This is a genomic window from Nocardia sp. NPDC004068 (genome assembly GCF_042874315.1).
Classification (GTDB): Bacteria; Actinomycetota; Actinomycetes; order Mycobacteriales; family Mycobacteriaceae; genus Nocardia.
Window position 1 is genome coordinate 116,227 of the sequence record NZ_JBIAMW010000001.1, and the last position, 13,114, is coordinate 129,340.

A 13,114-nucleotide genomic window follows, 5' to 3' on the forward strand; every position below is an offset into this window, starting at 1 on the left:
GGCGTCATCATGTCAGGCCGAGGGACGCGGCAGGCGGCACTCGTAGAGCGGGGGCCGAAAGTTCCGAGGCCGATGCTGTCGCAGGATCTCTCGCAACGCCTCGGCCGATCGGGTATCCGTCGCGCCCACCAATTCCGATACTCGGCGCAACGTGAGAGCGTCGAGCCCACGACGGTCCGCGTCGGCCACGTATCCGTCGATCATCGCGACCGTCTCGACGGTCGGCGTCCGGGTGGGTGGCCGGTTGGTGAGTCGCTGGCGTTCGATATCGACGTCGCTGTACCCCCGCCGCTTCCGCAGCACCCGCTCGATCTCGTCGAACGTGGCCGTGTCCGCAACCGCCCGCGCGAGCGTGCTTTTCGCGAGGGCATCGGCCGGAACGTCGTGCACGTCGACCGAGGCGTCGCCCACCTCGACGATCACACCCCGCTGAGTCCCCACTCGACCGCGAAATCCGGCCGCCGCGGCGGCGAGCAGACCGTTCGCCTCGGACGGATGCCACATCCAGACTTCTTGCAGCGCGGCGAAATCCGAGGCGACCAACCGTCCGAACGGTTTCGCCTCCAAAGTTGCGAGCCGGTCCGCCGCCTCCGCCGACGTGAGCTCGCCATCGAGCCCGATTCCGGTAACCAGCACCTGCACCGGCAGCCCGGTACGAACCGCTGCGGCGAGCGCGACGGAATCGGCCAGTGGGCTACGCAACCCCGCCTCGTCGCCCGTGGCGAGTATGTCGCCGCCTACATCGACGACGACCAGCCGACCGGCACCGAATGCCGTTGTGGCACAGCGCATATGCGCGGCCAGCCCGACGACACCGGCGGTCGCGTCGGCAAGCAGTATCGGTAGCCGCACGTGCCGCGCGAGTCGCGGCAGCGTCGACCGACCGTCCCCACGAAGACGCGCATCCGCCCGCACCTCCCACACCCCACCCAGGTCGGCCAGCCCCGAGAAATCAGCCACCGCCCGCGGCCCGGGCGTCGGATCCACCATCAACCGATCCCACGACCAGGTCATGATGGCAGCAATCTGCATATCCGGCCTTGCCGCTGCCAATGCGGCCGCCGTGATCGCATCGCCCCCACCACCCGCCGCGATCGCTATCGCCGTCATGGCCGTCACTGTAAGGAACTCGCGCTGGTCGGTTGGACCATACGGAGCGGGTCCTGCCCTCGCTCCGAGCGGCGTACGCGAGGATCGAGGCGTGAACGAACGCGACCACCTCGAGCACTACGTCCGATCGGGCAAGTTGATGCAGCTTGCCAGCGTGAGCGGCGATGGGACGCCGCGCGTGTGCAGTGTCTGGTATCTGCCGAACTTCGCTCCCGACCTGCTGTATTTCGTCTCCCGAGCCGACCGTGAGCATTCGGAGAACATTCGCCGCACGCCCTCGGTCGCGGGGGCGATCATCGATATCCCCGTGGTCGAGTTGGGGCAGACCGCGCGCGGGGTTCAGTTCGTGGGGCAGGCCCGAGAGCTTCCGGGAACCGGGATCGATGAGCTGGCGGCCAGATTCGTGGAGCGCTGGCCCAACGCGAAGCGCGTGTTCGATGCCATGCCCGGGGGTGCCTCGCGGCTCTACGAGATCGCTGTCAGCGAGTGGGTTCTGTTCGATGAGGAGAACTATCGGTCCGATCCTCGTCGGCGCATTTCGGGCCGCTAGTTCGGCACCGGGCCGGGATCGATCGGCTTCGGGGGTAGCACCTTGGTGATCGTGTTCGAGATGTCCTGCAGCGGAGTCGGTCCCGCGCTCGTGGGCATGGTCACCGCGATGTAGGTGCTGCGGTCGACGGCGAACCAGGTGCCCGAGGTGGCGTTGTTGGTCTGGTCGCGGACCTCGAACCAGTTGACGCCGTTGACGATCTGGAGGGGCGATGCCTGGTTGAACTCCAGCGGGCGGTCCAGGCCGCAGCGCAGGACCACCGCGTCGCCGCCTTCGGTCGGCTGCCATGCGGACGTGGCAGGTGGGGCGGGTTGCGCCAGTTCGGATTTGGTGAGGTCACCGACCTTGTCGGGCAGGGCGGCCAGCAGATCCGCGCACGGCTGGCTCGTCGCGCCGGGGGCGGGGACCGAGCCGAGGGCCAGCGGGTCGCGTGTGGTGTGCTGGCGGGACATGACCGCGATGACGAGGACCGCGACGATCAAGGCGACCGGGAGGGCGACGGCCGTAGCGATGAGGGCGGGGGAGGTCGGGGGCGACTCTTCCGCTACCCGACTCTCCGTCTCGGAGCGCTCGCCGTCCTCGCTCATTCCCTGATTCGTCTCCCGCGTCGTCCGTCGTTCGGCCCACCGAGCCTAACGACCAGGGCGATTCCGACCGAACCGGGGGCCACGGTAGCGTAATGCGGCCCACACCCCGCCCGCGCACGGAAGGAGATCGCCATCGCCGAGACGCCGCGGACCGTGCGTGAACTCGGGGAGTTCGGGCTGATCGCGCGCATGAACGCGGGGCGCGCGCAGGGGTCGAATGTCGTGGTCGGACCCGGCGACGACGCGGCGGTGATCGCCGCCCCGGCCGGACGCTATGTCGTGACCACCGACATGCTGGTGCAGGACCGACACTTTCGCCTCGACTGGTCGAGCCCGCGCGATATCGGCGCCAAGGCCGTCGCGCAGAACGCCGCCGATGTCGTCGCCATGGGCGCCGAGCCCAGCGCCTTCGTCGTCTCGCTGGCCTGCCCGCCCGACACCGCCGTCGAATTCGTCGACGGCCTGGTCGAGGGCCTGTGGGCCGAGGCGCGGCGCGCGGGCGGATCGATCGCGGGCGGCGATGTGGTGAGCGCCCCGCTGCTGATCGTCTCGGTGACCGCCTTCGGCGATCCCCTCCGGCCTCCCGTCCTGCGCTCGGGCGCCCAGCCGGGCGACATCCTCGCGGTCGCCGGTCGGCTGGGCTGGTCCGCCGCCGGACTCGCCGTCCTGTCCGCCGGACTCGATCCGGCGGCGTACCCGGAAGTCGTTGCCGCCCACCGTCTTCCGCGACCGCCCTACGAGTCGGTCCGGAATCTGCCCCGGGGCACGGTCGTCACCGCCATGACCGACGTCTCCGACGGCCTCCTCGCCGACACCGGACATGTCGCCGAATCCTCCGGCGTCGCCATCGATCTCGACCCGGACGCCGTCCGCGATCCCGCCCTGACCCCGGTCGCCGAACGCCTCGACGCCGACCCGCTCGCCTGGTCCCTCGCCGGTGGGGAAGATCACGCCTTCGCCGCGACTTTCCCTGGCGGACAGCCACTTCCGCCCGGCTGGACGCAGGTCGGCCGCGTCACGGACGGGACCGGTGTGACCGTCGGCGGCCGCGCATGGTCCGGACCGGTCGGCTGGGAGTCGTTCGCGGGCGGAGGTTGACCTACCGCGGTGGCAACGGCCGCGCTATGTTTTCCGGCCATGGGCGCAAAACCACTGTCGGAGATCATCGATACGGGCTGGGCCGAGGCACTCGCGCCGGTCGCCGAGAAGATCGGCGAGATGGGCGAGTTCCTGCGGGCCGAGAACGCCGCGGGGCGAGGCTACTTCCCGAAGGGCGAGAACGTGCTGCGCGCGTTCCAGCGGCCCTTCGACAAGGTGCGGGTGCTGATCGTGGGCCAGGACCCCTACCCGACACCCGGCCACGCCATGGGCCTGAGTTTCTCGGTGGCGCCGGACGTTTCGCCCGTGCCGCGCAGCCTCGCCAACATCTTCTCCGAATACACCAAGGACCTCGGCTTCCCCACGCCCTCGTGCGGTGACCTGTCGCCGTGGTCGGATCAGGGCGTGCTGCTGCTCAACAGGGTGCTCACCGTGCAGCCGGGTCAGCCCGCCTCGCATCGGGGCAAGGGCTGGGAAGCGGTGACCGAGCAGGCGATTCGCGCGCTCGTCGCCCGCGACCAGCCGTTGGTGGCCATCCTGTGGGGCCGCGACGCGTCCACGTTGAAGCCGATGCTCGGCACCGTGCCCTACATCGAATCCGCCCATCCCTCACCGCTGTCCGCCTCGCGAGGTTTCTTCGGTTCGAGGCCGTTCTCCCGGACCAACGAGTTGCTCGGTACATTGGGTGCCGCCCCGGTCGACTGGCGGTTGCCGTAGCCGTGGCGTGAGGTTGTTCGAGCGAATCAGGAGCAGTTGCATGCAGATGAAATCCGTCCGTGGTGCCGTTGTCACCGCAGTCGCCGGAGCGGCCATCCTCGGTGCGCCCGCCGTGGCGCAGGCCGGGACCATTCCGTTGGAGCCGGAGGCGACCACGCAGGAGGCGGGTCCGGTGCTGGCGCTCTACGATCCGCAGACGGGTTCGGCGTCGCTGTCGTCCAATGTGAACGCGCGGGTGCTGTGCGTCTTCCAGAGCGTCAGCGCGCAGGGTGGTCTGGACTGCCTCAACGGCGGTCAGTGAGTTTCACGCGGCGGACCATGCGGACCTCGACGGCCGGGGTGAACGCCTCGATCTTGCGCGTGCCGTCGAGTTCGAAGCCGTACTTCCGATAGAAGGTCTGGGCGCGCGGGTTCTCCTCGAACACCCACAGCGAGGTGTCGACCTCGAAGTCGAGGATCGCGCGCAGCAGATCGTGAGCGACGCCGGTGCCGTACCAGGGAGCGCGAACGTACATCGCGTTCAGCTCCCGGGGGGCCACCGGCGTTTCCTCTCGGGCGGGGCCGCCGCTGGCGAAGCCGATGACGGTGTCGTCGGTCACCGCGATCACCGTGCTGCCCGGGTAGCGGACGCGGACGCGCTCCCAGGCGGCGGCGCGCTGGTCGACGTCGAAGGCCGCGAGCACGTGCGCGGGGACCAGCTCCCGATACGCCTCCCGCCAGCAGGCGATATGACATTCCGCCAGGCTCCAGACGTGCGGGGCGTCGAGTTCGAGAATGCGCCAGTCGGTCACGATGTCCTCGGGGACGACGAAACCCCGGCACCGTGGGCGCCGGGGTTTCGCGGGTAGTGGGCGCGGCTCAGCCGCGGACGACCTTGCCCGCCTTCAGGCAGGAGGTGCACACGTTCATCCGACGCGTGTTGCCCGGGGCGACCTGGGCGCGCACGGTCTGGATGTTGGGGTTCCAGCGACGGTTGGTGCGCCGGTGCGAGTGCGAAACCGACTTACCGAAGCCGGGGCCCTTGGCGCAGACGTCGCAGACGGCAGCCATAGTCGCGAGCTCCTTCATGTCATGTGGGGACCGCTGTCGCGAGGACAGCCCGTCCGGAAACGTGTCTTCAATGCCTGTCGGCGAGAGCCGCCGACACCCGCGACCGAACGCGGTCGCGTGAGGCAACCCTGCAAGAGTAACGGGCGGTCTCCGCCGATGTCCAATCGCCCCCGCTCGGTTGCTCGTGGCCCGGCCGCCCGTTCCGTGCTCAGGCGCTGCCCGCTCGGCACCACGCGCTTCGGCGGCGCCGGGGAGCCGACGGTCCAGCGTGGCGGCGGGTGTGGTTTGTGCCACGGGGAGGGTGGAACCACCGAGGTGGACATGGCGATGGGTGCGCCGGGGGTGTCGGTGGGGCGGGTTAGGCTTGGCGGGGGTGTGCGCGGGATCGCGGTAGCGGTGGAAGGACGGTGACGGTGCCCGGGGTCCGGGAGGTGCTCGACGGCGCGGCGTTGGCTCGCTGGGGCCGACTCTGCCTGGACGGACTCGAGCGGCACCGCGAGGAGATCAACGCGCTCAACGTCTTTCCGGTCGCCGACTCCGACACCGGCACCAACCTGCTGACCACCATGCGCGCCGCCGTCGAGGCGGTCGCCGCCACCGACTCTGCGCACGCCGTCGCCGCCGCCATGTCCCGCGCGGGAACCCTTGGCGCGCGCGGCAATTCGGGCATCATCCTCTCGCAGGTCCTGCGCGGCCTCGCCGAAGCGGTCGTCGACGGCCCCCTGACCGCCCGCACGTTCCCCGTCGCCCTGCGCCGCGCGGCCGTCCTGGTCCGCGAATCCCTGAGCGCCCCCGTCGACGGCACCATGCTCACGGTCCTGGAGGCCGCGGCCGCCCGCGTCGCGGAGTCGTCCGGAGAATCCCTGGCCGACCTCGCCTCGGCCGCCGCCGAGGGCGTCGCGAAGGCCGTGCGCGAGACCACCTCCCAATTGGGCGTCCTCCGCGAAGCCGGGGTCGTGGACGCGGGAGCCCGCGGCCTGCTGGTCCTGTTCGACGCCTGGGTCGAGGTGATCACCGGCCAGTCCCCGAGCCGCCCGCCGTACCTGAAGGACAACACCGCCGGTTCCATCTCGGAACCCGCTTCTTCCCCTTCGGTTCCCGCTTCCCCCTCGGTTCCCCCTTCTTCCTCGCCTGCTCCCAGTTCTCCCTCGTCCGTTCCCGCTACTTCCTGGTCGGTTCCCGGTACTTCCCCATCGGTTCCTGGTTCGCCCTCCTCGGTTCCTGGTTCGTCCTCGTCGGTTCTCGGTTCTTCCCCGTCTGTTCCCGGTTCTCCCCCACCTGTTCCCACGACTTCCCCTCGTGTTCCCGCCACTTCCCCTCTTGTTCCCGCCGAAGGCAGGGACCTCCTCGCCACCATCGGAACCGCCGAGGTCTCCGACCTGGTTCGCCCCGCCCCCGCCATTCCGCAGTACGAGGTCATGTACGTGATCTCCGAAACGGATGACGAGCGCATCGCCGAGCTGCGGAAAAGCCTTGCGGCGCTGGGTGATTCGGTGGTCGTCGTGGGTGACGGCGGCGGCGCCTTCTCCGCCCACGTGCATTGCGCCGACGCGGGCGCGGCGGTGGAGGCGGGGCTGGCGACCGGCGCGTTGAGCAAGATCCGGATCGAGGGCCTGGCCGTGAATCCCCTTGCGGTGCAAGGCTCCGGCGAACGCGGGATTCTGGCGGTCGTGCGGGGCGCGGGCGCGGCGCGGCTGTTCGAGGACGCGGGCGCGACGGTCCTGGACGGCGAGGTGACCGCCGAGGTGCTGCTCGCCGCCATCCGCGCGCTGCCGCATCGGGAGGTGCTGGTGCTGCCCAACGGCGCGCTGCCCGCCCACGAACTGGTCGCCGTCAGCGTCGCCGCGCGCGACGGGCGGCGCGAGGTGCTCATGCTGCCCAGCGGGTCGATGGTGCAGGGTCTGGCGGCGCTGGCCCTGCACGACGCGGGCCGGATCGCCGTCGACGACGCCTTCACCATGTCCGAGGCCGCCGCGGGCACCCGCTGGGGCGCGCTGCGCATCGCGACCGAGCGGGCCCTCACCATCGTCGGGACCTGCGGCGAGGGCGACGGGCTCGGCCTGGTCGGGCACGACGTGGTGGTCATCGACCCGGACCTGCGGGCCGCCGCGCGCACCCTGCTGGACCGGATGCTCGGCCTCGGCGGCGAACTGGTGACGCTGCTGCTGGGCGCGGACGCCCCCGCCGGGCTGGCCGACGAACTGGCCGAACACATTTCGGCGACCTTCCCGGGCGTGGAGGTCGTCTCCTACGACGGCGGCCAGCCGGTGGACCTGGTGCAGATCGGGGTGGAATAGATGGCGACTCTGGGCGACCGGCTCGATCACGTGCTCGGGGTGAAGGCGGCCGAACCGCTGGCCGACGCCTTCGACATGCACACCGTCGAGGATCTGCTGCGCCACTACCCGCTGCGCTACGCCACCCAGGGCCAGCCGCTCACCGAGGAGGCCCCCGAGGAGGGCACGCACATCACCGTCGTCGGCCGGGTCACCAAGACCGAGCTGCGGCCCATGCGCCAGCGGCGCGGCAAACTGCTCAAGGTCGAACTCGACACCGGCTCCGCGCGCCCGGTGGAGATCACCTTCTTCAACGGCGACAAGGTGAACTACCTTGTGAAACAAGGCGTTCGGGCGATGATGTCGGGCACCGTGCACTGGTGGCGGCCCGACCGCTGGAACCTCTCGCACCCCTCGTACCTCATCCTCCCCGAGGCGGGCGAGACCATCGAGAACCTCACCTCGGTGCGCGGCGGCGGCAGCCTGCGCGGCCTGGCCGAGAGCGCGAAAGGCGCTGCGGGCGTGGACGTCTCGTTCTTCGAACGCGAGTTCATCCCGGTCTACGCGGCCACGGCCAAGGTGCAGAGCTGGGACGTGCTGGCCTGTGTCCGGCAGGTTCTCGACCAGCTCGACCCGATCGATGACCCCCTCGGCCCCGAGATCCGCGCGGAACACGCGCTGATGGCGATCTCCGACGCGCTGCGGCTGATCCATCTGCCCGAACGCAAGTCCGATATCGAACAGGCAAGGGAGCGTTTGCGTTTCGACGAGGCGCTGGCCTTGCAGCTGGTGCTCGCCGAACGCCGCCACGACGTTCAGGGTCGCACCGCCCCGTCGTGCCCGCCCCGTCCCGACGGCATCGCCGCGGCCTTCGAGGAGCGGCTGCCGTTCGAGCTGACCGCCGGGCAGCGGAAGGTGATCGGTGAGATCTCCGACGATCTCGCGCGCACCCAGCCCATGCACCGGCTGTTGCAGGGCGAGGTCGGTTCGGGCAAGACCATCGTCGCGCTGCACGCCATGCTCCAGGTGGTCGACGCCGGATTGCAGTGCGCGCTGCTGGCGCCTACGGAAGTGCTTGCCGCACAGCACTATCGGTCGCTGCGCGCGATGCTGGGCGATCTCGGCACGGCGGGGGAGCTGGGCGCGGACGAACGGGCCACCAAGGTCGTGCTCGTCACCGGTTCGATGCCGACGGCGACGAAGAAGGCGGCCCTGCTGGACGCCATGACCGGCGAGGCGGGCATCGTCATCGGCACGCACGCGCTGATCCAGGACGCGGTGGAGTTCCACGCCCTGGGCATGGTGATCGTCGACGAGCAGCACCGGTTCGGCGTCGAGCAGCGGGACGCGTTGCGCGCCAAGGCGAAAGGCGACACCAGCCCGCATCTGCTGGTCATGACCGCGACGCCGATCCCGCGCACCATCGCCATGACCACCCTCGGCGATCTGGAGACCTCCACGCTGACCGAACTGCCGCGTGGCCGGTCGCCGATCACCACCCGCGTGGTGCCCGCGCGCATGAAACCGGCGTGGGTGGAACGGGCCTGGGAACGCATCCGCGAGGAGGTCGGCGCCGGACGGCAGGCGTATGTGGTGTGCTCGCGCATCGGCGACGAGGACGACGAACCGAAGGGCAAGGGCCGCAAGGCCAAGGCCGCCGAGGACAAGGAACAGCCCACCACCCATTCCGCGGTCGACGTCTACGAGACATTGAGCGCGGGACCGCTGGCCGGGCTGCGCGTGGGTCTGCTGCACGGCCGCCTGCCCAACGACGAGAAGGATCGCGTCATGCGATCGTTCAACGAGGCCGAGATCGATGTGCTGGTGTGCACCACGGTCGTCGAGGTCGGGGTGGACGTCCCGAACGCCACCGTCATGGTCATCGTCGACGCCGACCGCTTCGGCGTCAGCCAGTTGCATCAGCTGCGCGGCCGCGTCGGCCGTGGCAAACATCCCGGCCTGTGCCTGCTGATCACCGAGACCGGGCCCATGGGCACCGCCATGGCCCGCCTCGAGGCCGTCGCCGCCACCCTCGACGGCTTCGAACTCTCCGTTCTCGACCTGCGGCAACGACGCGAGGGCGATGTCCTCGGATCCGCGCAGTCCGGCACCGCCCGCAGCCTGCGCCTGCTCTCCCTGCTCGACGATCTCGAAGTCATCACCGCCGCACAGCAACTCGCCCGCGACGTCGTCACCGCCGACCCCGGCCTCCGCGACCACCCCGGCCTCGCCTCGATGATGCGCGCCGCCGTCGACTCCGAACGCATCGAATACCTCGCCAAATCCTGACGGGCGCCGCCACTTCGACCGGAATCCGCCCGGGGGGCCGCGGTCTGTCGGGATGCTCGGGTCTCCTTGTCCGACCGCAATCAGCCCCGGGGCCGGGGTCTCGGGGTGCTCGGGTCTCCTTGTTCGGCCGGGGACCGCGGTCTGTCGGGATGCTCGGATCGCTCCTTGTCGGTGGGTGATGAGATGCTGCCGGATGGGAGTATGCGGCGAAAGGAGGCGCGGTGGTAGCGATCGAAGTCGGAGGGTGGGGGAGGACGGCTCTGCCGCAGCTGTTTTCGCGCTTGCCGGTGCGGCAGGGAGTGGGCGGGGTGCCGCCGACGCTGCTGGTGCTGGCGGGGATCGTGAGCGTGCAGTTGGGGGCGGCGCTGGCGACGCGGCTGTTCGTGGCGACCGGGCCCGCGGGGGCGGTCAGCTTGCGGTTGTTCTTCGCGGGGATCGTGCTGCTGCTGTTCTGGCGGTCGGGGCTGCGGGTGGGGCGGCGCGCGGTGCCCGCGGTGCTCGGCTTCGGGCTGGTGCTCGGGCTGATGAACCTCTGCTTCTACGAGGCGATCGACCGGATTCCGCTGGGTATGGCCGTGACCGTCGAATTCCTCGGACCGCTCGGGCTCGCCCTCGCCGGGTCGCGGCGCTGGGTCGATCCGGTGTGGGCGCTGCTCGCGGGCGGCGGCGTGCTGTTCCTCACCCGCGCCGACGGGCCGGTCGCCTGGACGGGAATCGGCTTCGCGCTGGCCGCGGCGGTCTGCTGGGTCGGCTACATCCTGCTCAGCGCCAAGGTCGGCGAAACCACCAGCGGCGGTGGCGGTTTGGCGCTGGCCATGGCGTTCGGCGGCCTGATCGTCGCGCCGGTCGGCATCGCCGACGCCGGGGCCGCGCTGCTCGATCCGACGGCGCTCGCTGCCGGATTCGGGGTGGCGCTGCTGTCGTCGGTGGTGCCGTATTCGGTGGAACTCGAGGCGCTGCGCCGCATTCCGCCGCGGGTGTTCGGGGTGCTCATGAGCCTGGAGCCGGCGGTCGCGGCGCTCGCGGGCGTGGTGGTGCTGGGGCAGTTGATGAATCTGCCGCAATGGGCCGGAATCGGTTGTGTGGTCGCGGCTTCCATCGGCGCCACCCGCAGCGCGAAACGGTGATCAGCGCGCCGCGCGCGGATACGGCAGATCAATCGAGCTGTTCTCCGCGATCGCGAGCGGCCGCCCGATCTGCGGGAACGCCCGTTGCGGACAGGCCGCGCGCTCGCACACCTTGCAGCCCGCCCCGATCGGGACGGCCGCGGAGGGATCGTCGAGTTGCAGCCCCTTCGAATACACCAGCCGGTCGGCGTATTCGATATCGCAGCCCAGTCCGATGGCGAATTCCTTACTGGCCGTGCCGAATCCGTGCGGGCCGGGATTGGCCGTGCGCGCCACCCACAGATAGCGCCGCCCATCGGGCATCGACGCCATCTGGGTGAGGATCCGCCCCGGATGCGCGAACGCCTCGTGCACCACCCACAGCGGGCAGCTGCCGCCCACGCGCGAGAAGTGGAACGCCGTCGCGGACTGCCGTTTGGAGATGTTGCCCGCCCGATCGGTGCGCACGAAGAAGAACGGCACCCCGCGCTGCCCCTGCCGTTGCAGGGTGCTCAGCCGATGACAGACCGTCTCGAAGCCGACCTCGAAACGCAGGCTGAGCAGGTCGATGTCGTAGCGCAACTCCTCCGCCGAGCGCAGGAACCTCCCGTACGGCAGGATCAGCGCGCCCGCGAAGTAGTTGGCCAGGCCCACCCGCGCGAGTCCCCGCGATTCGCCGGTCAGCGCGGGCGTGTCGCCGAGGATCTCGTCGATCATCGGGCCGTAGAGCAGGAAGGCCAGCGTGGTCGCGATCTGAAACGCGCGCTGCCCCGGGCGGAGTCGCCGGGCCAGGGTCAGGGTGCGGGTCTCGGGCTCGTAGTACCGCTTGGGGATGTTCGGGTCCGCGCCGTCGCCGCGCACCAGCACCGTCACGCCCGCCTTCTCCTCGGCGACGCGCGCGAGTTGCCGGTCCAGCGAGCCGACCGACAGCCCGCACTCCTCGAACAGGCGCTCGGCGGCGAGGTCGAGCTGGGCGATGTGATTGTGCTGGTCGTAGAAGAAGTCGCGCACGTCCTCGTACGGCATCGGCACCCCGGGCGCGCCGGTCGGCGTCGCGACCTTGGACGACAGCAGGTCGAGCTGATCGGTCGCCGCGCGTAGCCGCCGGTGCATGGACACGATCGTCTTGGCGACCTCGGGTAGCCGCGTGGCCAGATCCTCGACCTCGGCCGCGGGCGGCGCGGTCCCGCCCGCCGCCTCCACGAGCACCTCGTGCAGATCCGAGACCAGCCGCGCGTCGGAATCGGCGGCGAAGAACTGGACGTCGAGGTCGAAGGTCGAATTGAGCTTCAGCAGCACCGGAATCGTCAACGGCCGCTGATCCCGCTCGAGCTGGTTGAGATAGCTGGGCGACAGGTCCAGCGACTTGGCCAACGCGGCCTGGGTCATCCGCCGTTCCTCGCGCAACCGCCGCAGCCTGGCTCCCGCATACATCTTGCGCACGAGCCGATGCTACCCACCCGCCTTCGCAATCATTGCAATATCCCCGGCAGGTCCCCCCAATTCGATCATGGCCCGGCGTTTTGTACCAAACGCCCCCTGCGTAGGGTGCGAACCTATGCCACGGCCCGCGAGACGGCGCCGGTCGGCGCGTCGGGCCGCCGACCGGTCCGCACGAGCAGGCGGCTACTGCAGCGCGACTTTGCCGCCGCCCGAGAACATCGAATCGTGCAGCACGATGTAACGAGGCACGGCATCGGCGGGGAGGTCGAACACGACCTGGGCGGTGACCTTGTTGCCGGGATTCACCGAGGCGTAGAGACTCGTGTCGGGCTGGAGGTTGATCGCCGCCGCGCCGTCGTTCTCGAATTTGCGCCCGCTCTGATCGAAGACGTATTGATCGGACGGTGAGAAGCCGTGCGGCTTATCGGAAGTATTGGTGACCGTCATCGTGACGATCGTGTAGGCCCCCTGGGCGGTCCGCCGCAGGAAGGGGTTGTCCCCGACCACCTTCAGTCCGGTCTCGACGTTGGTCACCACGAACTCGAACTTGCCATCCCGAACCGGGGTGTTCAGGCCGGGGAGTGCCGCCTCTTGCTTCGGCGGCGGTGCCGCGTTCGTGCCCTGGTTGTCGGCCTGCGCGGCGGCGGGTGCGGGTCGAGCGGTCGCCGACGAGGCTGTTTTCGTGTCCTTGCCGCCGACCATCGCGCCGATGACGCCGAAACCGAAGCAGCCCAGGATGATCACGCCGAGGACGATCAGCAGGACGCGCCCGGGACCCGCTCCCTTCTTCGGCGGCATCCCCGGATAGGGCTGCACCGGTTGCCATCCCGGAGGCGGTGATCCCGGCGGCGGCCATCCAGCGTTGGTCATTACTCCACCCTCTCGATT

Annotated in this window: 13 protein-coding genes; 7 read left to right on the forward strand and 6 right to left on the reverse strand. The window is 70.1% G+C overall.

The genetic code is table 11. The annotated features are described in order from the left end of the window. Nucleotides 1-12: 12 nt before the first annotated feature. A complete protein-coding gene (locus ACFYTQ_RS00570; protein ID WP_387355832.1) occupies nt 13-1,110 on the reverse strand; it encodes a DUF1152 domain-containing protein in 1,098 nt (365 codons plus the stop codon). A 91-nt stretch (nt 1,111-1,201) separates the two neighbouring features. Between ACFYTQ_RS00570 and ACFYTQ_RS00575 the strand changes: the two genes are divergently transcribed. Continuing rightward, nucleotides 1,202-1,660, forward strand: coding sequence for a pyridoxamine 5'-phosphate oxidase family protein (locus ACFYTQ_RS00575; RefSeq protein WP_387355833.1), 459 nt, complete (start codon nt 1,202-1,204; stop codon nt 1,658-1,660). Here ACFYTQ_RS00575 and ACFYTQ_RS00580 read toward each other — a convergent pair. Further along, nucleotides 1,657-2,247 (reverse strand): DUF3515 domain-containing protein, encoded by a 591-nt coding sequence (locus tag ACFYTQ_RS00580; RefSeq protein WP_387355835.1) that lies wholly within the window; start codon nt 2,245-2,247, stop codon nt 1,657-1,659. The two genes, ACFYTQ_RS00575 and ACFYTQ_RS00580, sit on opposite strands and share 4 nt — an antisense overlap. A gap of 132 nt (nt 2,248-2,379) precedes the next feature. Here ACFYTQ_RS00580 and ACFYTQ_RS00585 point away from each other — a divergent pair, with 132 nt between their 5' ends. Genes ACFYTQ_RS00585 through ACFYTQ_RS00595 form a run of 3 tightly spaced genes read left to right on the forward strand, consistent with a single transcriptional unit; the run spans nt 2,380 to nt 4,363 of the window. After that, nucleotides 2,380-3,345 (forward strand): thiamine-phosphate kinase, encoded by a 966-nt coding sequence (locus ACFYTQ_RS00585; RefSeq protein ID WP_387356948.1) that lies wholly within the window; start codon nt 2,380-2,382, stop codon nt 3,343-3,345. Between the two features lie 39 nt (nt 3,346-3,384). Next, a complete protein-coding gene (locus ACFYTQ_RS00590; RefSeq protein WP_387355836.1) occupies nt 3,385-4,062 on the forward strand; it encodes a uracil-DNA glycosylase in 678 nt (225 codons plus the stop codon). 40 nt (nt 4,063-4,102) lie between these two features. Continuing rightward, on the forward strand, nt 4,103-4,363 hold the full coding sequence (locus tag ACFYTQ_RS00595) for a hypothetical protein (RefSeq protein WP_387355837.1): 261 nt from the start codon (nt 4,103-4,105) through the stop codon (nt 4,361-4,363). Here ACFYTQ_RS00595 and ACFYTQ_RS00600 read toward each other — a convergent pair. After that, nucleotides 4,347-4,853 carry a GNAT family N-acetyltransferase gene (locus tag ACFYTQ_RS00600; RefSeq protein ID WP_387355838.1) on the reverse strand — a complete coding sequence of 169 codons (507 nt, stop codon included), beginning with the start codon at nt 4,851-4,853 and terminating at the stop codon, nt 4,347-4,349. The genes ACFYTQ_RS00595 and ACFYTQ_RS00600 overlap by 17 nt on opposite strands. A 67-nt stretch (nt 4,854-4,920) precedes the next feature. After that, nucleotides 4,921-5,112 (reverse strand): 50S ribosomal protein L28, encoded by a 192-nt coding sequence (rpmB, locus tag ACFYTQ_RS00605; RefSeq protein WP_011210730.1) that lies wholly within the window; start codon nt 5,110-5,112, stop codon nt 4,921-4,923. Nucleotides 5,113-5,519: 407 nt separating this feature from the next. Here rpmB and ACFYTQ_RS00610 point away from each other — a divergent pair, with 407 nt between their 5' ends. From ACFYTQ_RS00610 to ACFYTQ_RS00620, 3 genes are all read left to right on the forward strand, one after another. Then, nucleotides 5,520-7,409, forward strand: a complete 1,890-nt coding sequence (locus ACFYTQ_RS00610) for a DAK2 domain-containing protein (protein WP_387355840.1) — start codon at nt 5,520-5,522, stop codon at nt 7,407-7,409. Continuing rightward, nucleotides 7,410-9,677 (forward strand): ATP-dependent DNA helicase RecG, encoded by a 2,268-nt coding sequence (recG, locus tag ACFYTQ_RS00615; RefSeq protein ID WP_387355842.1) that lies wholly within the window; start codon nt 7,410-7,412, stop codon nt 9,675-9,677. 221 nt (nt 9,678-9,898) lie between these two features. Then, nucleotides 9,899-10,804 (forward strand): DMT family transporter, encoded by a 906-nt coding sequence (locus tag ACFYTQ_RS00620; RefSeq protein ID WP_387355844.1) that lies wholly within the window; start codon nt 9,899-9,901, stop codon nt 10,802-10,804. On the opposite strand, the gene ACFYTQ_RS00625 is transcribed toward ACFYTQ_RS00620, so the two are convergent. After that, complete coding sequence (locus ACFYTQ_RS00625) at nt 10,805-12,226, reverse strand: short-chain fatty acyl-CoA regulator family protein (RefSeq protein ID WP_387355847.1); 1,422 nt, start codon at nt 12,224-12,226, stop codon at nt 10,805-10,807. Nucleotides 12,227-12,409: 183 nt separating this feature from the next. Next, nucleotides 12,410-13,096, reverse strand: a complete 687-nt coding sequence (locus tag ACFYTQ_RS00630; protein WP_387355849.1) for a DUF4352 domain-containing protein — start codon at nt 13,094-13,096, stop codon at nt 12,410-12,412. Nucleotides 13,097-13,114 lie beyond the last annotated feature (18 nt).